General features: G+C 59.5%; 21 protein-coding genes. 8 read left to right on the top strand and 13 right to left on the bottom strand.

Translation table 11 applies throughout. The features are described from left to right. Nucleotides 1-27: 27 nt before the first annotated feature. The gene (locus AWR36_RS13715) at nucleotides 28-1,065 is read left to right on the top strand and encodes an ABC transporter ATP-binding protein (protein WP_067086012.1); all 1,038 of its coding nucleotides are present in this window, start codon (nucleotides 28-30) and stop codon (nucleotides 1,063-1,065) included. A 9-nt stretch (nucleotides 1,066-1,074) separates the two neighbouring features. On the opposite strand, the gene AWR36_RS13710 is transcribed toward AWR36_RS13715, so the two are convergent. Both AWR36_RS13710 and AWR36_RS13705 read right to left on the bottom strand, forming a co-directional pair. Further along, a complete protein-coding gene (locus AWR36_RS13710; protein ID WP_197409281.1) occupies nucleotides 1,075-2,766 on the bottom strand; it encodes an ABC transporter permease in 1,692 nt (563 codons plus the stop codon). 130 nt (nucleotides 2,767-2,896) lie between these two features. Beyond that, entirely contained in the window at nucleotides 2,897-3,940 is a 1,044-nt protein-coding gene (locus AWR36_RS13705; RefSeq protein WP_082679612.1) for a Fe(3+) ABC transporter substrate-binding protein, read from the bottom strand. Between the two features lie 196 nt (nucleotides 3,941-4,136). Between AWR36_RS13705 and AWR36_RS13700 the strand changes: the two genes are divergently transcribed. From AWR36_RS13700 to AWR36_RS13690, 3 genes are all read left to right on the top strand, one after another. After that, nucleotides 4,137-4,625 (top strand): hypothetical protein, encoded by a 489-nt coding sequence (locus tag AWR36_RS13700; protein ID WP_067086008.1) that lies wholly within the window; start codon nucleotides 4,137-4,139, stop codon nucleotides 4,623-4,625. Nucleotides 4,626-4,749: 124 nt separating this feature from the next. After that, nucleotides 4,750-5,019, top strand: coding sequence for a PepSY domain-containing protein (locus AWR36_RS13695; protein WP_067086003.1), 270 nt, complete (start codon nucleotides 4,750-4,752; stop codon nucleotides 5,017-5,019). A gap of 69 nt (nucleotides 5,020-5,088) precedes the next feature. Further along, the gene (locus AWR36_RS13690) at nucleotides 5,089-5,433 is read left to right on the top strand and encodes a hypothetical protein (protein ID WP_141398540.1); all 345 of its coding nucleotides are present in this window, start codon (nucleotides 5,089-5,091) and stop codon (nucleotides 5,431-5,433) included. Nucleotides 5,434-5,450: 17 nt separating this feature from the next. On the opposite strand, the gene AWR36_RS13685 is transcribed toward AWR36_RS13690, so the two are convergent. Next, a complete protein-coding gene (locus tag AWR36_RS13685; protein WP_067085995.1) occupies nucleotides 5,451-6,515 on the bottom strand; it encodes a peptidase M42 in 1,065 nt (354 codons plus the stop codon). Between the two features lie 130 nt (nucleotides 6,516-6,645). Continuing rightward, nucleotides 6,646-7,152: a hypothetical protein gene (locus AWR36_RS13680; protein ID WP_197409280.1), complete on the bottom strand. Its 507-nt coding sequence runs from the start codon at nucleotides 7,150-7,152 to the stop codon at nucleotides 6,646-6,648. A gap of 2 nt (nucleotides 7,153-7,154) precedes the next feature. Here AWR36_RS13680 and AWR36_RS13675 point away from each other — a divergent pair, with 2 nt between their 5' ends. Continuing rightward, entirely contained in the window at nucleotides 7,155-7,673 is a 519-nt protein-coding gene (locus AWR36_RS13675; RefSeq protein ID WP_067085992.1) for a peroxiredoxin, read from the top strand. 59 nt (nucleotides 7,674-7,732) lie between these two features. Here AWR36_RS13675 and AWR36_RS13670 read toward each other — a convergent pair whose 3' ends face one another. From AWR36_RS13670 to AWR36_RS13660, 3 genes are all read right to left on the bottom strand, one after another. Continuing rightward, nucleotides 7,733-9,178 carry a catalase gene (locus tag AWR36_RS13670; RefSeq protein WP_067085988.1) on the bottom strand — a complete coding sequence of 482 codons (1,446 nt, stop codon included), beginning with the start codon at nucleotides 9,176-9,178 and terminating at the stop codon, nucleotides 7,733-7,735. Between the two features lie 207 nt (nucleotides 9,179-9,385). Further along, the gene (locus AWR36_RS13665) at nucleotides 9,386-9,775 is read right to left on the bottom strand and encodes a hypothetical protein (RefSeq protein ID WP_067085986.1); all 390 of its coding nucleotides are present in this window, start codon (nucleotides 9,773-9,775) and stop codon (nucleotides 9,386-9,388) included. A gap of 62 nt (nucleotides 9,776-9,837) precedes the next feature. Then, complete coding sequence (locus AWR36_RS13660) at nucleotides 9,838-10,590, bottom strand: SDR family oxidoreductase (RefSeq protein ID WP_067085983.1); 753 nt, start codon at nucleotides 10,588-10,590, stop codon at nucleotides 9,838-9,840. A gap of 283 nt (nucleotides 10,591-10,873) precedes the next feature. Between AWR36_RS13660 and AWR36_RS13655 the strand changes: the two genes are divergently transcribed. Beyond that, on the top strand, nucleotides 10,874-11,761 hold the full coding sequence (locus AWR36_RS13655; protein WP_067085979.1) for an alpha/beta hydrolase family protein: 888 nt from the start codon (nucleotides 10,874-10,876) through the stop codon (nucleotides 11,759-11,761). A 15-nt stretch (nucleotides 11,762-11,776) separates the two neighbouring features. Then, nucleotides 11,777-13,051: a kynureninase gene (kynU, locus tag AWR36_RS13650; RefSeq protein ID WP_197409279.1), complete on the top strand. Its 1,275-nt coding sequence runs from the start codon at nucleotides 11,777-11,779 to the stop codon at nucleotides 13,049-13,051. A gap of 265 nt (nucleotides 13,052-13,316) precedes the next feature. On the opposite strand, the gene AWR36_RS13645 is transcribed toward kynU, so the two are convergent. Then, nucleotides 13,317-13,688, bottom strand: coding sequence for a cupin domain-containing protein (locus AWR36_RS13645; RefSeq protein WP_067085971.1), 372 nt, complete (start codon nucleotides 13,686-13,688; stop codon nucleotides 13,317-13,319). A 77-nt stretch (nucleotides 13,689-13,765) separates the two neighbouring features. Next, nucleotides 13,766-13,978 (bottom strand): hypothetical protein, encoded by a 213-nt coding sequence (locus tag AWR36_RS13640; protein ID WP_067085969.1) that lies wholly within the window; start codon nucleotides 13,976-13,978, stop codon nucleotides 13,766-13,768. A 996-nt stretch (nucleotides 13,979-14,974) separates the two neighbouring features. Here AWR36_RS13640 and AWR36_RS13630 point away from each other — a divergent pair. Then, complete coding sequence (locus AWR36_RS13630) at nucleotides 14,975-16,006, top strand: integron integrase (protein ID WP_067085963.1); 1,032 nt, start codon at nucleotides 14,975-14,977, stop codon at nucleotides 16,004-16,006. 115 nt (nucleotides 16,007-16,121) lie between these two features. On the opposite strand, the gene AWR36_RS13625 is transcribed toward AWR36_RS13630, so the two are convergent. The 4 genes from AWR36_RS13625 to AWR36_RS13610 form a co-directional block, all read right to left on the bottom strand. After that, a complete protein-coding gene (locus AWR36_RS13625) occupies nucleotides 16,122-16,547 on the bottom strand; it encodes an acyl-CoA thioesterase (RefSeq protein WP_067085958.1) in 426 nt (141 codons plus the stop codon). After that, nucleotides 16,547-17,434, bottom strand: a complete 888-nt coding sequence (locus AWR36_RS13620; protein ID WP_067085955.1) for a dienelactone hydrolase family protein — start codon at nucleotides 17,432-17,434, stop codon at nucleotides 16,547-16,549. The genes AWR36_RS13625 and AWR36_RS13620 overlap by 1 nt, the downstream gene beginning before the upstream one ends. Next, nucleotides 17,427-19,010: a BCCT family transporter gene (locus AWR36_RS13615; RefSeq protein ID WP_197409278.1), complete on the bottom strand. Its 1,584-nt coding sequence runs from the start codon at nucleotides 19,008-19,010 to the stop codon at nucleotides 17,427-17,429. The genes AWR36_RS13620 and AWR36_RS13615 overlap by 8 nt, the downstream gene beginning before the upstream one ends. 62 nt (nucleotides 19,011-19,072) lie before the next feature. Next, nucleotides 19,073-21,280 carry a TonB-dependent receptor gene (locus AWR36_RS13610; protein ID WP_067085952.1) on the bottom strand — a complete coding sequence of 736 codons (2,208 nt, stop codon included), beginning with the start codon at nucleotides 21,278-21,280 and terminating at the stop codon, nucleotides 19,073-19,075. Nucleotides 21,281-21,323: the final 43 nt, after the last annotated feature.

Here is a 21,323-nt window from a genome sequence, read left to right as displayed (position 1 = left end):
CCACCCCAGCAATTACCAGGGTGCACCGTGCAGTCGCTTCTCCAAGTCACCGATGCCGAATGCCGTTACGGCGATAAACTGATTCTCGAATCGGTTTCTTTTGACCTGCAGCCGGGCGAGATCGCCTGCCTGCTGGGCCCCAGCGGCTGTGGCAAGACGACTTTGCTGCACGCCATCGCCGGCTTCCAGCCCCTGGCTCGCGGCGCCATCGCTCTCGGTGGCGAAACGCTCACCGGCAACGGCCAAATCGTGCCGCCAGAGCAGCGCCACATTGGCGTGGTATTCCAGGATTACGCACTCTTCCCACATCTGACGGTGCAGCAGAACATCGCCTTTGGCCTCCGCGCCCTGCCCCACGAAGAGCGCGCCTCGCGGGTCCAAGAACTGCTGTCACTGGTACAGCTGAGCCGGCACGCAGACCAGTACCCGCACCAGCTGTCCGGCGGCCAGCAGCAACGTGTCGCGCTGGCCCGGGCCCTGGCACCGAAACCCCGCCTGCTGTTGATGGACGAACCCTTTTCCAACCTGGACACCGAACTGCGCCGCAGCCTCGCCAGCGAAGTCCGGCACATCCTGCGCGAGGAGGGCATCGCCGCGCTGATCGTGACCCACGACCGCAGCGAGGCCTTCGTCGCCGGAGACAAGCTGGGTGTGCTCGCCGACGGGCATCTTCAGCAGTGGGATACTCCCCATAATCTCTATCGCGCCCCCGCCAACGGCGCCGTGGCCCGCATCGTCTCGGATGGCAATTTACTGCGTGGGAAATGGATCGGGGACGGCTGGGTGGAAACCGCCCTGGGCCGGGTGGCTGTGCGTGATCAGGGCTCTGAGGTGGGCAGCCCCGTGGAAGTTTTTGCCCGCAGCGAGGACCTGGTCCCCGGCGAGCACGACGACGCCGTCACCGTGCAGGTCGTATCGAAAAGTTTTCTCGGCAACAGTGCCCTCTACTGTTTCCGCCTGCCCAATGGCCGCACCATCGAGGCGACACTCAGCAGCGAATACCGCTTTGAACCCGGTAGCGAGATTCCCATGCGCCTGGACAGTCCGCTGGCCTTTCCCCGCTGAATATGTAGCTCAGCCCATCGCGGCGGTCGGCGGCAGCTCAGCCACTTCCGCCGGCTTTTCTTCCCGCCCATCCTCCGGGCCGCGCATGGCCCGGCTCAACAGAATGACCGGCAGCAGTCCCACCAGCACAATCATCAGTGCCCCCAGTGCCGAGCGCTCCAGCATTTCGTCGGAAGCAAACTGATAGACATAAGTGGCGAGGGTGTCGAAGCCGAAAGGCCGCAACAGCAGAGTGGCTGGCAACTCCTTCATGCAGTCGACGAACACCACGATGGCGCCACTCAGGATACCGGCCCGTACCAGCGGCAGGTGCACCGCCCACAAAGTCTGCCAGCTGTTGCGGCCCAGTGAACGGGATGCCCGATCCATAGACGGGGTCACCTTGTCCAGGCTCGACTCAATGGCACCGGTGGAAACCGCGAGGAAGCGCGCCGTGTAGGCAAACAGGATCGCGAACACACTGCCGGAAAGCAGCAGCCCGGTGGAGGTATCGAGATAACGCCGGGCAAAATCATCGAGGGTATTGTCGAACGCTGCCAGCGGAATAATCACCCCGATTGCCATCACCGCACCGGGCATGGCGTAACCCAGCTTGGAAAAGCCCACCAGTGCACGCACGGTTTTTCCGGCGGCCAGGCGCTTACCGTAAGCTAGCAGCAGGCCCAACAGTGCCGTCGCCAGCGCCGCCACCGCAGAGAGCAGGAAACTGTTGCGGGCGATGGAGAGAAAGTCATCGGTCCAGTAGCTGGCGAAATTGCCCAGGGCGTACTGCAGCAGCACCAGCATCGGCACGCCGAAGCCGCCCAGCAAGACCAGGCTGCAGAACAGTGTCGCGGCCAGAGCCCGGCCGCCCCGCAGCTCGTAGCGATGCCGGTTCGAGCCCGGTGAAGCAACGAAATGGCGCTGGCGGCGCCGGGCCATCCGCTCCAGCGTCACCAGCAGGACCACAAATACCAGCGTACTGCAGGCAATTTGCGCGGCGCCACCCAGGTTGCCCCGGCTTAGCCAAGTATCGTAAATACCCACACTCAGCGTGCGCACCGCAAAGAAATCCACCGTGCCGAAATCATTCAGGGTTTCCATCAAAACCAGTGACAGACCCACCGCAATCGCCGGGCGTGCCATGGGCAGGGAAACACGCAGGAAACTCTGCCACGGCGTGCAGCCCAGTGAGCGGCTGGCGGCGCGGATACTGCCGCACTGCTCGAGAAACGCCGCCCGGGCGAGCATGTACACATACGGGTAGAGCACCAGTGACAGCATGGCAATGGCCCCGCCCATACTGCGAATTTCCGGGAACCAGTAATCCCGTGAAGTCTGCCAGCCAAAACTCTCACGCAGGAACTGCTGCACCGGGCCCGCATACTCCAGCAGGTCGGTGTAGACATAGGCGATCACGTAGGCGGGGACGGCAAAGGGCAGCAACAGGCCCCACTCGAAAAAACGCCGCCCGGGGAAGCGACACATGCTGACCAGCCAGGCGGCACCGACGCCGGTCACCAGCGTACACAGGGCGACACCGAGAGAGAGCGTCAGGGTGGCACCAATATAATGGAACAGGACCGTGTCCCACAGGTGCGGCCAGATATTTTCCTCGGGGAAGAAAGCCAGCGCGAACACGGACAACACCGGTAGCGCCACCAGCAGTGCAATCACCAGTACCGCCCAGAACCAGCGGCGAGCGGAGGGTGTGGACCCCATGGCAGATTCCTGCTTGCTCATAAAACACAGAAGGCGCGGCACCATTTACAGCGCCGCGCCGTCGGACCCCAGCTACCGCGCGGCGGCGCAACGCCCCCGGGCGGAAAACTATGATGACTGATAAACGGGATCAGAAGTCGAAAGCGACCTCGTCCACCAGCTTCGATGCCGCCGGTACATAAGAGGCGATTTCCGTGAGGCTCAGGTCGTCCTCCTTGAACTCACCCATGTATTCCTGAATCAGCTCGGAGCGCTCGACGCCCGGGCGCACCGGGAATTCAAAGTTCTTTTCCGCGTACAGGTACTGCGCCTGCTCACCGCTGAGGAACTCCAGCAACTTCTGGGCATTGTCCCGGTTGGGGGCGTGCTTGGTCACCGCCGCGCCGGAAATAAACATGTGCGTGCCGCGGTCGTCCTGGTTCGGGAATACCAGGTTGACGGACTTGGCCCACTCGATCTGCTCCGGCTCCTCTTCATTGGTGATCATCTTGCCGAAGTAGTAACTGTTGCCAAGGGACAGGTCACACACCCCCTCGCTGATCGCCTTCACCTGAGCGCGGTCGTTGCCTTGCGGCTTGCGGGCCAGGTTGGCCTTGACGCCTTTCAGCCACTCCGTGGTCTTTTCTTCACCGTGCTCGGCGATCATGGAGGCGATCAGGGACAGGCTGTAAGGGTGCTTGCCGCTGCGAGTGCAGACACGCCCCTTCCACTTGGGGTCGGCCAGCTCTTCATAGCTGGTAATTTCCCCCGGCTTGACCCGGTCTTTGGAAGCGTAGATCAGGCGCGCGCGGGTCGTCAGTCCGTACCACTGGCCCTCTTCATCGCGAAACTGGGCGGGAATATTTTCTTCCAGCACTTTGCTGTCGACAGACTGGGTCAGCCCCTTGTCCACCAGCTGCATCAGGTTACTGGTATTGGAGGTCAGCACCAGGTCCGCCGGGCTGTTGCGGCCCTCGCGCTCAAGGCGCTCGACCAGCCCCTTGCTGGCATAGACCACACGGGTCTCGATGCCGGTTTCCTCGGTAAAGGCGTCGAGTACAGGCTCAATCAGGAAGGGCTGACGGTAAGAATAGATATTCACCTGCTCCGCAGCCGCACTGCTGAGGGTGAAGCCAAAAGTGGCAGCAGCCACCGCGATACGGGCAAAGCCTTGAACAAGAGATCTGGAAAGCATCGAAAATCCCTGATTGCCTGGTTAATTTGAGAAGGATTCTCATTTCTATCGCGCACAAAGTCAACCACCCGGGTCATCTGCAGCGCGTGACCCTATCATCCCCACAGTCGCGAAATCCCTCCTATGCTTAAGGGCAAATATCACGCCTCGGCGTCATTTGCCGGGGAGGCATTCATTCAAAAGCAAGAGGTGCCCTATGTACCGCTACTTATCGTTACTCGCCCTGCTGATGCCGCTGTGGCTCATCGGCTGTGGCCAGAAAACAGACACCGTTGAGCCCACGGAAACAGAAACCATGGAGGAGGAAGTCGAGGTCACCGAGCCGGCTGAAGAGCGCACCGCCCCGGGTGAGGCAACCGACGACGCCATGCCCGACACCGGTTATGGCCAGGACTCGTCAAGCGGTCAGGAGCAAACGACAGACTCCGATATTGGCTCCGCTACCGAGGTTGAAACCTGTTCACCGCAGTGGTTCGAGTGGGTACACGAGAAAGTGGTCGCCATGCCCGGCGTAGACGCCAAGGTCGCCCAAATGTACAGCGACGGCCTGCCGGAAGTGGGCAGCGACGAGTGGTTCACAGCCATGGATCGCCTCACCGGAGGCGACGGTGCCCACGGCCCGGACGGCGGCAGTGCCGAATGGTGCAGCATGATGGAGCAGCGTCTGGACAGCCAGGTGCCCTAACGCCGCGGCAATCTCTCAGCTTGACCGTAACTGCTATCAAGGGGCCGGCGCTGCCGGTCCCGCCCGTCACCCTCAGTTGTTGGATTGCCAATCGCCCAATTACAAGCCGATTAAGGAGAGCCGCATGAAATCCGCAATCGCACTGGCGCTACTCATCGCTGGCGCTGCTCTCTCGCCGATCACCATCGCCGACGAAAAAAGGCCCCCGCCCGGTGCCATGGCCCTGTCCACCGTACTGACCAAGCTGGAACAGCAGGGCTACACACCCATTGTGGAGGTTTCTCTCGAAAACGGACAATGGGAAATCGAAGCTTTCAAGGAGGGCGAGCCCGTCAAGCTGAAGGTGGACCCCAACACCAGCGACATCCTCTCTGAGCAACCGGACGAGAGCTGACGTTTCCAGCGGAACAGCCGCGCTGACGGGAAAATCCTGCAGCGACTGACGCCGCACCCGGAGCAAAGTATGAGCAGTCTTGCTTCACTGTTGTTGTTGAGCGCGATAACGATCACGCCACCAACTCCAAAAATCTATTTGCTGACAGATCCCTTGCCGCCGGACCCGCCGCTGCAGCCCAACCTGAACCTGCCTGACAGCGAGGACCTGGATAGCGGTGTGCCATCCGAAATCGCGATGCAGCCAGCGGAAATCCGGCATCGGTTGCACCGGCTCGGCTTCAAACCGGTGACCGATATTCACTTTGCCCGCGGTCGCTGGCAGGTCATCGCCTATCGGCAGGGAGAAAAACGCTGGCTGCAGCTGGACGAGAACACCGGCCTGTTACTGTCCGACCGGCCCGCTCCTTACTGAAAAGAGCCGGGGCCCGGTCAGAGCGCATCCGACGCGGCGCAAAGGCCCATCAAGACCCGGCTGAAACCCGTATTGGCTCCCAGGCTCGCCGACTCCTCCATGGTGTGATAACCGGTGGTGGGAATCTGCAGCGTGGTCCCCTGCACAAATCCCCCCGAGGCTGCTGCGATACGCCCCATCTCCGTGCTGCCAAGAGACTGGGGCTCCTGGCCAGCAGCCACCGCCCGCTGGTTCAGTTCGTCGATGTATGCATCCTTGTAAGTAAAACGCACCCGCTCCTCCCGGCACAGGCTTTCCAGCCGCGCCGTCGTCTCGGGGTGAAATTCAGCGTTGGCGTCGCGGCGGCGCAGGACCACCTGCTGGCGATCCGCTGTCTCCCGGTCCGGGTAGGGGCTGGTATCCACAACCACCAGCTGATCCGTTGCGCCCTTGAAGCGACGGAACCACTCCAGCAGGTAGCGCCAGCTACTGCCGGCCTCTTCCTGTGCAGTAAAAAACGCCGTGCCCTGAAAACCGAGGGCAAACAAGTGCACCAGGTGTGCGGCGGTGAGTACGTTGTCGAGCTGGGCACTGAGTATCCCCTCCTCGATGGTCAGGCGGTCGGTAAAGGCCACCGGGGTACCCGCCTCCAGGTGCGCGAGACCGTCCACTTCAAAAATCAGGTTATTGCGGTACTCGCACACATAGGCTTTGTCGATCACACCCGAACCGCGATAGGAACCCGACCAGGGCTCGTAAGCCATCACCGGCACGCCGTGAAAGCGATCGACGATCTTCATCATCAGCTTTTCCGACACAGAGTTGCCCAGCAGGTCCGAGCGGCGCCCGGCAACAAAAGCGGCATACTGGAATTCATTGGGCCCGGTACAGATCAGGCCGTGACGATCGATATGGGCCGAGAACATGGCTGAGTTGGGTCGCTGGCCATGGGCCACCAGTACTCCCTCGTACCAGGTCACTTGCGCGCCCCGCTCCTCCAGCTCCCGCTGCAGCACACGAAAAAAAGAATGCTCCGCACCCACCACACTGGGGCTGCGGATCAGCACCTTCAGCAGGTCAATAAAGTCCTCAGCTTTTTCCATCCGCGTACCCTTTTTCCAGTTCCGGTGCAGCCGCTGCGACACCCAACAGCGGTTTATATCGCCTTTGGCGCACGACAGAAACAAAAAAATAGCGGACCAGTGAGCGGGGGCGCCGGGCAAAACAGAGAGACTATTTGGATTTATCCTGCGGCAACTGATCGTACCATGCCCGGTACGGCGTGTTTTTCACCAGAAAACGGTTGTAATCCGGCGCACCGTCATCCCACCAGACCGGCCCGCGTTCGCCGAGGGCGACCTTGGCCGCGTTAACCCCCTTTCGCGCGGCCTGTTCCGCCGCTTTGTCACCGCTGCGTTTGGCCCGCCCTACCGCCGAGCGGCAGCGCATCAACTCCCGCACCAGTCGCTCGTGCTCTTTATCACTCAAAGCGGGGTTGGCACGGCGCCACAACCGGCCGCGGACAACAAAATAGCGCTGATCCGGCGTCACCGGATATTGCGTATCAGCCATACGGGACAGTCGTGTCGGGAAATGGTAAAACAAGTAGATCAGTGTGGCTGCCAGCATCGGCCCGCGCAGATATTCGCCATCGCACCACAGCACCCGGCCAGGCAAGTGGGCCGTGAGCCCGGACCATGCCAGACACACATTCAGGAACACAAATAACCATGGGATCAATCATGAAGAAACTCTTTGGCTTTTTCCTCGCCTCCCTTGTCAGCCTGCCACTGGCCGCGCTGGAAGTCGGCGACCCGGCGCCCGAATTCAGCCTTCAGGGCTCCGATGGCAAGACCCATAAGTTGTCTGACTACAAGGGCGACAAGGCGGTCGTCATCGCCTGGTATCCGAAGGCCTTCACCAAGGGCTGCACCATCGAGTGCAAGTCGCTGGCGGAAAATGGCCACCTGATTCGCGAGTATGACGTGGCCTACTTTATGGCCAGCACCGATGAACTGGAGACCAACAAGAAATTTGCCGAGGAACAGAAGGCCGACTTCCCGCTGCTCAGCGATCCGGAAGGTGAAGTGGCCAAGGCCTACGACGTGCTGATGCCGGTGATGAATGTGGCCAAGCGCATCACCATTTACATCGGTAAAGACGGCCGCATCCTCAAGATCGATCGCGACATCAAGCCCGCCACCAGCGCGCAGGACATGGCCCGCACACTGGGCGAGCTGGGTGTCGAGCGCAAAGGCTAACCGACCACCGGGGCTGGCAGGGCCGAGTGCAGAGGCGGACGCCGCCCTGCCATCCCCTGTCAGCTGCCCCGCACCCCCTTCTCGATACGCTCACCCACATCCTTGTCGACCTTACGCCAGTAATCAAAGGCCCGCTCGAGGATCTCGTCCGATACCCCGGCCTTAAGGTGCCCCACCGCGTTGGACACCAGGCGATCCCGCGCCGCATCGTCCATCACTTCACGCACCAATATCCCCGCCTGCACAAAATCATCGTCATCCTTGTGCGGGGTATAAGGCGCGTGTACGAACTCCCCGCTCCCGGACCACTTCTCCGTGTACGTATGGTCCGCAGCAGGCCCGCCCTTGGAGTTGGGGGCATAGACCGGGTCAGAGACATTCTGCACCCGCAAGGCGCCATCTTTGCTGTAACTGTGCACTGGGCACCTGGGAGCATTCACGGGAATCTGCTTGTAGTTCACGCCCATCCGAGCCCGGTGCGCGTCCGCGTAAGCAAACACCCGCGCCAATAGCATCTTGTCTGGACTGAAGCCGATGCCCGGCACGGTGTTGTTTGGCTCGAAGGCGGCCTGCTCGATCTCGGTGTGGAAATCCGTCGGGTTGCGATCCAGGGTCAGGCGTCCCACTTCCTGCAGCGGGTAATCCTCATGGGGCCAGACCTTGGTCAGGTCAAAGGGGTGAAAGCGATAATGCTCCGCCTCTTCGAACGGCATGATCTGCACCTTCAGGGTCCAGCTGGGATAGTCACCGCGAGCGATGGCATCGAAAAGATCACGGCGGTGGGCATCTGCATCCTCACCCGCCAGTTTGTCTGCCTCTTCCTGAGTAAGGCACTCGATACCCTGGTCCGTCTTGAAGTGGTACTTGACCCAGAAGCGCTCACCGTCTTTGTTGACCCACATATAGGTGTGGCTCGAATACCCGTTCATATGGCGGTAAGTCTTGGGGATCCCCCGGTCACCCATCAGCCAGGTCACCTGGTGCGCCGACTCCGGTGACAGCGTCCAGAAATCCCACTGCATGTCGTGATCCCGCAGGCCGTTGTCAGCGCGACGTTTCTGCGAGCGAATAAAGTGCTGGAACTTCATCGGATCCCGCAGGAAGAATACCGGCGTATTGTTCCCCACCATGTCGTAGTTGCCCTCACTGGTGTAGAACTTGAGGGCAAAACCCCGCGGATCGCGCCAGGTATCCGGGCTACCCCGCTCTCCGGCCACGGTGGAAAAACGGATCAGGGTATCGGTCTTTGTACCGGGCTGGAACACCGCTGCCCTGGTGTAGGCGCTCACATCCTGAGTCACCTCAAAGTGACCAAAGGCGCCGGAACCCTTCGCGTGGGGCTGGCGCTCGGGGATACGCTCCCGGTTGAAGTTGGCCATCTGCTCGATCAGGTAGTGGTCGTGCAGCACGATCGGGCCCTCTGGCCCCACCGTCAGGGAGTACTCATCGCTGGCAACGGCGATACCGGCATCAGTGGTTGTGCGTTTGCGGTCGTCTTTATTCACGCTGCGCTGTCCTCGTCTTGGTCGGTCCCGTAGGCGCTGGTGTGCGCCAAGGGGGTTCTGAAAAATGAAAGACAAGGGCTACGATAGTGCAGCAGCTGGATGACGGAGGAGAGTTAGGCGCCGAACCTTCAGAAGGGGTAAATTACTGCGGACCAAGTCGCCCCGAGGCAGGAAGCAGAGGGCGCAGCAGACCGATATCGGCCCGGACTATTGTGGCATCACAGCTTGAATCTGCCGCTGTTCCTGCTCGGTCAATGCCTGGTAGCCGCGGGGGAAGGTCCAGCCGTAGCCCCAGCGAAATTCCGTGGGCAAGAAAGGGCTACCGCCAACGCGCACACCGGCGAGCATCAGCGCACCAATCTCCGGCTCCCCCACAGAGGCCACGCACTGGCGCAATGCCTGATCGGCCAGCAGCCGCTCCTCGTAGGTTCCGCCCTTCCAGTAGGCCAGGTCATGCGCAGTGCAGCAGCTCAGCCACAGCTCCTGCTGGTCTAGGGTGCCATCCGGGAAGACACTGCAGCCATCCGAGGTAAACGGGGCAATTGCCTCGACAGCCAACGGGTTACCAAGGAACAGTAACAGCAAAAAATTCTTCATCGCTTCTGGGCTACCTGGAATGACGCGGGTCATTATCCCGTCTTCAGTCAATTTGGAAGAATTTAAATGGGACGCTCGGGCGCAGCGGGCCAGCCGCCGGCAAATTTGATAATGGTGCCGGTATGGAAAGAGCCCTTCATGTTAGCCAGGTATCGTACCAGCTCACCCACCTCTTCGGGTTCACCCAGTCTGCCCGCGGGAACCACCTCCCGGATAAACTCGCGCCCAACCGGGTCCTCAATAAACCTGGCCTTGGGGAAGTAGGCCTCACTGTACAGGTAGTTGGGTGCGATAGCGTTGACCGGGATACCAAAAGGCGCCAGTTCGATGCTCAGCGACTTCACCAACGCATTGGCGCCCGCCCTGGCCATATCCGGCATTGCCCCGCCGGGTTGGGGCAACTCGGTCCGACAGGAAGTGACCAGTATGACGTTACCACTGCCCTGTGCTTTCAACCGCGGAATGGCCGCCTGCATCAGTTTGAATGGGGCCACCATCACATGCTCGATGGTCGCATAGAGATCCTCTAGATCTGCCGCTTCCACCGGCGTGTGAATGGCCGCGAAGGCATCATTGCTGATTAGCGTATCTATCCTGCCGTGGCGCTCCCACACTTCGTCCACGAGCTGCTGCGGATCAGCCACCGCCACAGGCTCCGCGCCCGGGTGTTCCGTAGCATAAGCCTGTTTTACTTGCGCGTCTTCAAAGCCGGGATCCTGGGCGACGACCCGGTAGCCCTCGTCCAACAATGCCCGCACCGCAGGCGGACCCACGAAGTCCCGAGCATTGGTGACGACAGCTATCTTTTTGCCCATGGGTTGCCTCATCAATAAAAGCCACTGATCATGCGTTGAAAATACCAAGCGGAACCGATCATGTCAGCCGCCCCGGCGATGTACATGACTTGCCAGCCAGCACAATTGGCGAGAGCATCCCGGGTGACAGAGATCCAAGCCGCCAGCCCGGGCGTAGCGGAAGTGTTGCGGCACGGGAAAAGCATGAGTGGCGAACCCTGCTTTTACCCGCGGCGGCCTCTGAGGCCAACAGGTCGCAGATCGAGCAGTGAATAACAGCAAAAACGGAGCCCTATCATTGACCATGAAATCCCTACCGCTTCTACTGGCAGGCTGGCTCGTTGCCCTGCCCAGTATGGCCGAGCCCGAACCCTCCGGCGCTCCGTACATGCCGGTTTCCGCCGCACCGGCCTACACGGATGCCGCGGCGCTGACCTATCGCGCCTATGACCAGAAAATCCCCTATGGCGAGGACCCGCACCAGTTCGGCCTGCTGTGGCTGCCGGAGCCCGGAGCCAGCGCGGACAAGCCCACGGTAGTGCTGGTACATGGCGGATGCTGGCTGGAGGCCTACGATATAAGCCACACCTATGCGCTCGCCACGGCGCTCGCCCATGAAGGCTTTCCGGTCTGGAATCTCGAATACCGCCGTACAGGAGCCTCGGGAGGCAGCTGGCCCGCAAGCTACACCGATATCCGTGCCGGCCTGCAAAAAATACCTGCCCTGGCTCAGTTTGGACTCGACACCGACAGGCTGGTGATTGTCGGCCACTCCGCCGGCGGCCACCTGGCCATGCTCGCCGCCGCAGACTGGCCGAACCTTTTCCCGCAGCAGCGGCCCAGTGCGTCTGCCATCGGCCTCGCGGCGATTACGGATATCGCAGGCTACGCACGCGGTGAGAACAGTTGCCAGCGCGCCACTGCCCAGTTTATGGGCGGCATGCCCGCAATCCGGCAGGACGCCTATGCCGCGGCAACACCCCGGGCCAGTGACATTACCATCCCGGTCACCCTGCTCCACGGTGACCAGGATCCCATCGTGCCGATAGGCCAGTTTGAACAGTTTGAGGGCCCGATGGTCCGCAAGAGCCTCGAGCCGGGAGCCGCTCACTTCGACTGGATCCATCCCGGCACCCCGGCTTTCCGGACCTTGCTGGAACACCTGACCACACCCAATCGAGAAGAGACCTGACCACAGGACCGATGAATGCGCCCGACCGAAGTACTGCAAAAGCTCAACCCTGAAAATAAAATGCCCAGCGCTGAAGAACTGGATGCGACCGATCCCCTGAGGGCGAAACGGCAGCAATTCCACCTACCGCCAGGGACCATCTATCTGGATGGCAACTCACTCGGGCCGATGCCCTTGGCGGCCCGTGAACGCGCCAGGGAGGTGGTGGAGCAGCAATGGGCCGCAGACCTGATCACCAGCTGGAACCAGCATGCCTGGATCGACCTGCCCGAGACGGTCGGCGAGAAAATCGCCCCACTACTGGGCGCAGGACCCGGCCAGGTGATCTGCTGTGACTCGATCTCCGTCAACCTGTTCAAGCTACTGGCCGCCGCCCTACGCCTGAACCCGGGCCGCAACCGCATCCTCTCACAGCAGGATAATTTCCCCACGGACCTGTATGTATCGCAGGGCCTTTCTCAGCTATTGGGGCATGAGAACTGTGAGCTGGTCACTGTCGCAAAAAATGAAATCGAATCAGCCCTTGGCGAGGACATCGCTGTACTGCTACTGACACAAGTGAATTTTCGCAGCGGTTATGCCCACGATATCCAGCGCATGACCGAGCTGGCCCATGCAAAAGGAATACTGGTGGTCTGGGACCTGGCCCACAGTGCCGGCGTTATGCCGCTGGAGCTGGATCGCTGGAATGTCGACTTTGCCGTAGGCTGTGGGTACAAATACCTCAATGGCGGACCGGGCGCGCCCGCATTCCTCTATGCCGCAAAAACACACCAGGGCGAACTACACCAACCCATCGCCGGTTGGATGGGCCACCAGAACCCCTTCGCCTTTGACAGCGAATATCAGGCGTCCGGTGATATCAAGCAATTCCTGGCCGGGACACCGCCCATTCTCTCGATGAGCGTCCTCGATGCCGCATTGTCGGTTTACAGTGACATTGCCATTGACGATGTGAGGGAGAAGTCTCTGGGTCTGGCCGACTTCTTTGCCCTGCGGGTGGCCCAGGCACCCGAGCTGAGTAGCCTGAAACTCGCCAGCCCCCTCGACCATGACCAGCGGGGCGGACAACTCGCTTATGAACACGACCACGCTTATGCGATCTGCCAGGCGCTGATTGCGGAAGGCGTAATTGCCGATTTTCGCTCCCCCAACATCCTCCGCTTTGGTTTTTCGCCTTTGTACCTGAGCTACCAGGATATCGCTGTCGCCACGGCTCGGCTGGGAAAGATTCTGGCAACTGAGCAGTTCCTGCAACCCGAGTTCAACCGGAAAAACAAAGTCACCTAGAACAAATAATGAATCTTCTGCAGAGGCCGAGTTTGACTGAATGACAGGCCTCACTCTTTTTGCTTGGTCAGCTCAGGGCTTTCTTGCCAGGCTAGCCAAGACAACAATGGTGTCTCGATATTCCAGGCTGGCCTTTAACACAGGCCCCGCGCAAGGCGCGCCAGGCGGCGCGCCGTTTCATATGGGTAAGATGGGAACGATGGACACGGTGATGAAGCAACGCTGCAAGCTTCGCCGCTGACGCGTTTTTCACCTTGCCGATAAATCAGGCAAATTCCGCCATCTTTTCACCGGCATGCGCGAGCACTTCGTTCAATTCATCTGTAGGGCTGAACTCAACGCATTGAGTATCTTCTTCAAATCTCACTGAGTGGCCTGGCCGAAGGTAGTAAGCCTCACCCGCGCCGACCTTTTCTTGTTGACCATCGGAATAGTCAACGATGACCTCCCCCTTTAGAACATATCCCCAATGCGGACACTGACAACTATCATCCTTCAGGCCGCTCAATAGCGGTGCGAAGTCAGTTCCAGCAGAAAACTGCGTATGGCTGATGGTCATCCCACCAGCCTCTTCCGCCTGGACTTGAGCAGTTGGGGTATCCATTAAAGACTTCATTTCAGCAATTTTACAGTGCATCTTCTTCTCCTTTTCAGGCCTGTGTAAAGCCAGTTGACGTCGATACCAAGCGTACCGGGCCGGGACTAGCTAGCAGGTCAGTTAACGTTTTTGCCCTCGGCGCCTGGCTTCATGCCAGACTTTGAAAAAGCCCAGACACCCAGAATGACAAGGTTTACTGGGGAGATGATCGAGAGCAAGCCGTACAGCAAAGGATTACGCCCGTGCTTGCCGGCGATCTTGCCGAAACAGACGGCAATATAGCCTATCACGATTACGAACACGATCCACTGCGGTGTTGACATCTCCATCTCATTCTCTCTCATTCATTATCGGACGGCCGCCCGGCTTTGGAGCAAATTTGGTGTTCGGAAGAAGTGAAAGGCTTGTTTAGGCCCCGAAGGAGACGACAACACTTGATATGGCTTTACCTTCTTCAATTTGTACACTCTGGGGCAGCATCCATAAGATGACAGATAGAATTGCGATCCTGCCAAAACAACAACACAAAGCCGCTTTAACTTCGACTTCCCCTCAAATTACTCTATTTTCCTGGTCGCACTGGTGCTCATATATGATTAACGCCAAGCTTTGGGGCGGGCAACGCAGTTGGCCGTCCCAGCAGCCTCAGGCTGCGACAACAGCGCCTTGTTAGGTGATGGCACGCCATTTCTCACGAAACAGATACCAGTATGAAAGTGGCCATACCAAAAAGATCGCAATTACCAAAAACTTTGAACTCCTTTGGTGCGCATGAGCCTGCGCTGATAGCCATGTAAACAACACTCCAGTGACGCCAACACCTATTAGCAACATCTCCAATACGCTCCCCTTCTCTATGGAAGCAAGGGACAAGCTAATGAGCGCGGCCAAAGCCAAAACCCCAAAAGATAACCATACAGAAGAGCTAGAAGCACCCAGAAAGAAAGAACTGAGTTTGTCTTCCATATCCCGACTGAAAAGTGGATGCTTCACTACGCTCGCCCCTCACCTAACAGTTTTATTCATAAGCCCTTGGCTTTTGTTTTAGAAGGCTATTGTTCCCGCTTCTTAGCTGCGATGACTCTGTGAAAACTCCATGAAAAACAACAATCTAGCAACTTTGGGTCTAGGCCAGAATCCGCGAATTGAAGCCATGGACTCTATATTTCTCAGTCTCATGGGCTGGATTTGCAAAATCTCGCCCTTCTAAATCAGTTACTTAGCCTATCCCATCCCGTAAACACAAGCCATAGGCTGTTGTTCCTGGCATTGACGAGCTTCATCAAGAGGACTACTGTATATATAAACAGTTTTTCGGGTATGTTATGGATGACATCAAGAGAAGGCTTCCGCAAAGACCTGTCCGCTTTCTGGATCAACTACGCCAACATATGCGAGGCGCGGGGTTGGCGTACACCACCGAGCGCACGTACATACACTGGATTCGGCGCTTTATTCTTTTTCATAGAAAACGGCACCCCAAAGAAATGGGTGTGCCGGATGTTGAGAATTTCCTGACCTACCTGTCAGAGAGTCGAGATTGCTCGGTGGGAACACAGCGAATCGTGCTCAATGCATTGGTCTATCTTTACGTGCGGTTTATGGGTATCCCATTAGATGGGCTGCGATTCACGCACGCCAAGCGCCCCCAGCGCCTACCGGTGGTCTACAGTCGTGCAGAGATCGCGTCTATCCTGGCTTATCTGAATGGTGCCGCTCGCCTTCGGGTGCAGCTGCTTTATGGCGCTGGCTTGCGATCGGCAGAGTTACTCTCATCACGAGTAAAAGACATCGACTTCGCGAGTAACAACATTATTGTTCGCGCTGGCAAGGGCAACAAAGACAGGACAACCATGCTGCCCCAGGCACTGACTGGGGATCTCAGGCGGCAGATTGGACGTGTGGAGTTATTGCATGCGCAAGATCTCGCAGACGGCTATGGAGAGGTTTATTTACCTGATGCACTGGCCCGAAAATACCCAAACGCAGCTAGTGAGATCGCCTGGCAATACCTGTTCCCGGCCTCGAGGCCTGGTCCCTGCCCTCGTACCGGAGTGGTACGCCGGCACCACCTGCATCCGACTGCCCTCTCGAAACAGATCCGTTGCGCCGTCAAGGCTGCCGGAATCCATAAACCCGCCAGAGCCCATGCATTTCGACACAGCTTTGCCACACACCTGCTGGAGGAGGGATACGACCTGAGGACAATCCAGGAACTGCTGGGCCACTCGGACATTAGTACCACGGAGATTTACACTCATGTGGTGAACCGCGGGGGCAAGGGCGTAAAGAGTCCGATGGATCGCCTGGTGATTACGCCCAACCTGGTCCAGGAACCGACGCAGGCTTACTGCTAGTCACGTTTGGAAGATTACCAACAAGCCAACTACTCCGGACGTTTGGCTGCCGGCACGAAGCAGGCAAAAAAAACCCCGCGATTGCGGGGCTCTAATATCGGGAACCGAGTCCAGTTCAGGCCGCATCTTCCGCCAAGCGCAGGGCTGCCCTCTCCCGCATCATATCTGGTATCGACGTTGCAGAACGCTGTTTCAGGTCAAACAGCACCGAAGTGGCCTTGTTCACCGCCGCCACCTCATTGCTTTCACTCAGGATGAGTGTCTGGCGGTAGGTGATGGAGCTGTTACCGACCCGCAGTACTTCGCACTCTACATGCACCAGAGCGCCCTCGGGGACTTCCGCCTTGTAGTCGATCTCATGCCGCACATCGGCCCAGCCGAGGCGACGCTGGCCTTCGACCATGGCGTTGTGCCCCAGTACCAGCATGAAGTGCTGCATGGCATCGTCGAACATGCCCACGTAATTGCGGGTGTTCATGTGCCCCATCTCGTCGCACAACCAGGTGTGCGCCACGCCGGAGAAAGTACGCACGCCGGCCATTAGTTGCCCCCCTTGATCATGGATAGCATGGTCTGCCAGGCGTCTTCGGTCGCGACCGGGTCATACTTGGAGCCCGCCTCGATATTGGCCTGGTTTGGGTCGGCGTGATCGAAGGTGTGGGTGGCTCCTTCGTAGAGTTTCAGGGTCAGCTCGCCCGCCTGCTGTGGATGGTTGGGCAGGTACGCCTGGCACACTTCCTCTTCAATGTAGCGGTCTTCTTCGGCGAGGAACTGCACCGCATCAACATCCACGGTCCAGGGCTGCATACAGGTGCCGTAGAACATGAAGGCGCCCTGTACGTGTTGTTCAAAGCCGACTTGCGGCCACTCTTTCAGGCCAATGGGTGCGGAGTTGGCAGAGGCCTGTGCCAGAGCGGCCCAGATGGTAACGGCGCCGTGGGAAAAGCCGGCGACGTACAGCTGCTCTGCATCCACGCGGGAATCGTTTTTAACGTCCTCGATGGTAGCGAGGATATCCGCGGAGCGCTGCCAGGGCGTCATTGCCTGCATATTGCACGCCTGCTGCCAGTCAATGCCCCTGCCCGCGTAACTGTCCACCGCAATCATGCCAATGCCTTCGCCGTTGAAGCGCTTGGCCCAGTCCTGCTCGTGGCTGGCGGTGGGGCCGCTGCAGCCGTGGAAAAACAGTACGGTGGGTACCGGCTTGTCGGACTCGGGGAAGTATTCCTTGTCGTGCGGGCGCAGGTCCGCGCTGATGGCTTCCAGGGTGGTAGGCTTTACGGTGGCTTTCGCGTGGGCAATTGCGTTGGCGATAAAGCTCTCAATGGAGCCCTCTTCCACCACGTCTTCCAGCTCTTCACGGCTCTTGTCGGTGGCCAGTGCCTGGGCGCTGAACAGCACCACCAGTAACAGGAAAAATCTAACCATTTTGTTGCAACTCCTCATTGGTCGTTTCCACCACCAGCGCGGTCTTGCGCACCCGGCGGCCGAAGTCATTGTCCAGCGCCCTGAGCAGGGAGCGGAAAATCAGGAACAGGATCAGGGTCAGGGGCAGTGCCAGGATAATGGTCAGTGATTTCACTGTATCCAGGCCATTGGCAAACAGCAGGCCGATGGCGATCATCGCCAGGGCAAACGCCCAGGCCAGCCGGTTGGCCTTGGCCGGCTCTTGCTCCCCGGACAGGTTGCGGGTGCTGATACTGGCGAGCACGTAGGCGGATGAATCCAGCGTGGTGGCCAGGAACACAAAGCTCAGCAGCGTAAACGCGGCCATCACCAGCTGGCTGAAGGGCAGCGTCTGCACAATCGCCACCACAGTCGCCGGGATGCCGTGGCTATTCAGCAGCTCGGTGACCGCCAGCTTGCCCGATAGCTCCAGCTCCAGCGCGTAAGCGCCGCAAATACTCAGGAAGGCAATACAACCCAGGCTGCCCCAGAGCATGATGCCGAGCACCATCTGGCGGATGGTGCGGCCGCGGGAAATGCGGCCAAAGAACAGCCCCATCAGGGGGGCGTAGGCAATCCACCAGGCCCAGTAGAACAGGGTCCAGGCATCGGGAAAACCGCCCTGGCGGATCGGGTCCAGCCAGAAGCTGATACGGGTGAAGCTGTCCAGCATCAGCCCCAGGCTACTGGCGGACAAACTGAGGATAAATACCGTCGGCCCGGCCAGCAGCACCAGCAGCACCAGCAGCACCGCCAGGTAGATATTGATATCACTGAGAATGCGGATACCCGCTTTCAGGCCCTTGTAGGCACTGATACCGAAAATCAGCGTCCACAGGCCGATCACCCCCAACTGCGTAAGCAGGGACTCTTCGATCCCCAGCAGCGACGTGGTCAGTGCGGAAACCAGCGGCACACCCAGGCCCAGCGAAGTGCCAGCCCCGCCAATGAGACCGAGGATAATCAGTGTATCGATGACCTTGCCGGCCCAGCCATCAGCGTGGCGGCCAATCAGCGGCCGGCACACTTCCGATACCCGCAGGAACGAGCGACGGCTCACATACAGCATGTAGGCCACGGCCACGGAGGGAACCGCATACAGCGCCCAGGGCACGAAGCTCCAGTGGAACAGGGAGTACATATGTCCCCACTCCGCCGCACTGGCCGAGTTGGGCTCGATATTCAGCGGTGGTGTCGACAGGTAATAGATGGGCTCGACAAAAGACCAGCTCACCAGGCCAATGCCGATGCCGGCCGAGAACATCATCGCCGCCCAGCTCAGTTCGGAATATTCCGGCGGCTCATCGGTGCGGGACAGCTTCACCTGCCCGAAGCGCCCGAACGCCAGCCACAGGGCAAACACAAAAGTGCCGAAGCCGAAGATAACGAACAGCCAGCCGAACTGGCCGGTGACGAATGACATCATGTCACTCGCCCATATCTCTGCCTGCTGCGGCATCAGCACCAGGATACTCGCCACCAGCACCGCGATTCCGAACGCCGGCAGGAATACCGGCAGGTCCAGTCGCGGCCGCGGCAGGGTTGATTTCATTTGCATGTTTTCACCAGGCATAACAAAAGGGGCCCACATCGCTGCGGGCCCCTGGCGGGAGTCTCAGGTCAGAGGAATTCCCGGGTAACGCTCACGCCCCAGGTCAACGGTTCGCCCGGGATGTAGAAGGCCATACCGGACTGCTCGAAGGAGTGCGCGCGATACTCCTCGTCGGTCAGGTTCTTGCCCCACAGGGACACTTCCATTCCGGCGTAGTTGTCCCAGGTCGCGTTGAAGTTCACCAGGGTGCGGGCGTCGTCTCCGGCGGCGGCGCTGTTGCTGACGCTGTAGGACACCTCGTCCTGGTACATGGCATTGGTGTTGAAAATAATGGCAGTGCCATTACCCAGCAGCCACTCGTAATTGATGTTGGCGGATACCGAGTGCTCCGGGGTGCGGGCGAGGCGATTGCCGACCACCTCCGGACGCGACTCGAAGCGCACGTATTCGGAGTCGGTGTAGCCGTAGTTCACCCCCATGCGCAGACCATCGGTCAGGAAGGCAGTGGCTTCGAGCTCCAGGCCCTTGATCTCCGCATCGCCGGTGGCGGTTTTCACTCGGCCGCTTTCTAGGTCGACAGTGAAGCTCTGCAGGTCGCTGTAGTCGAGGAAGAACACGGCACCGTTCAGGCGCACGCGCTGCTCCAGCATGCTGGATTTAAAGCCCAGTTCGTAGTTGGTGGCGTTTTCCGGGTCGAATGCCACGGTGGCGCCCTGCTCGGTCGCTGCAATGCCGTTGAAGCCGCCGGCCTTGTAGCCTTCGGAGAGCGTCGCGTAAACGATATCGCCGTCTTCAGCGGTGAAAGTCACGGTGGCCTTCGGGGTGAACTTGCTCCAGCTCTCGTCGGCAGTCACCGCGTAGTTCTCGGCCAGGAAGCCGAACAGGTCCGGCGCGCCGCTGGCGGTGCTGGCGAAGTCCTTCTGGTCGTAGGTGTAACGACCACCCAGGGAGGCGCTCCACGCCGGGGTGAAGTTGTAGGTCGCCTCACCGAAGGCCGCATAGCTGGTGGTTTCGTTGGAGGCATCCCAGACCGGACGGGAGGCCAGGCCCAGACCACCCAGGCCCAGGGTTTCGTAGACCAGGGTGGAGTCAAAGCTCTCTCCACGCTCGACCTCTTCCTGGAAATAGTAAACACCGGCGGTCCAGTCCAGCTTGTCAGTGGCGGACTGCAGGCGCAGCTCCTGGGTGAACTGGCTGGATTCTTCGGTGGCATCGTTGGTCAGCGCCGCATTGGCCGGTGCCAGGTAGCGACCCAGAAGGTCATCGTTGAAGGTGTAGTCCTGGGTGCGGTAAGCGGTGATGGAAACCAGATCCACTGCGCCAATGGCGTGGGTCAGCTTGGCGGAAACACCGTGCATGTCGCGATCGGTGGCACCGTCGAAGAACAGGTCTACCTCGTCCTGCTTGCCTTCGGTCGGATGGGCAACGCCAAATACTTCCTGGTAACCATCGATGGCACGTGCACCGGAACCCACCAGTTCGTCCTGGGCGTAGTCGGCGCTCAGCAGCAGGTCAGTGTAGTCACCCAGCGTAATATCCAGCTTGCCACGCAGGGAGAGGTTGTCCTGGTCGGCCAGCTCATTGCCGGTGGAGACATTCTCGATCCAGCCATCGCGCTGGCGGCTGGAAACCGCAATACGGCCGTTCACGTTCTCGGCCAGTGGGCCGCTGACCATACCGCGGGCTTCTACCAGGTTGTAGTTGCCATAGGTCAATTTTGTTTTGGCCTCAAAGGTTTCGGTGGGGTTGTTGGTGATCACGTTGATCGCACCCCCGGCAACGTTGCGGCCGTAAAGGGAGCCCTGCGGACCACGCAGCACTTCCACACGCTGCACGTCGAACATATCGGCGCTGTAACCGCCGGCACGGCCCGCGTACACTTCGTCGATAAACACACCCACGGAGGCATCGTCGCCCACGGAGCTGGAGTTGGTGCCAACGCCGCGAATGTAGGGCTGCGGCGTTACCGGGTTGTAGGTGGAGAGAGAAAAACCTGGGGTCATGGCCGATACATCGTCCACGTTCAGCATGTTGCCCCGCTCCATGGCCTCGCCGCTGAAAGCGGATACGGCAATGGGCACGTCCTGCAGATTCTGCGATTTGCGCTGCGCGGTGACCGTCACCTCTTCCAGCGCCAGCTTGGTAGTCTTCTGTTCCTGGCCAGCCTCTTGGGCCATTACACTGTGGCTCAGCATGATGGCCAAAGAGGTCGAAATTGCTTTGGCGAGAGGCTTGGTCTCAAGCGAGGAATTGGCGTCTTTCTTGGCAGTTTGCATTACGGTTCCAGTGCTTATTGAATTCAGGAAAAGTTCCATAAAA

Origin of the sequence: Microbulbifer flavimaris (assembly GCF_001641755.2) — a bacterium.
Lineage (GTDB): Bacteria > Pseudomonadota > Gammaproteobacteria > Pseudomonadales > Cellvibrionaceae > Microbulbifer > Microbulbifer flavimaris.
Note: the sequence above shows the minus strand (reverse complement) of the source record. Positions and strands in the feature narration are given on the sequence as shown.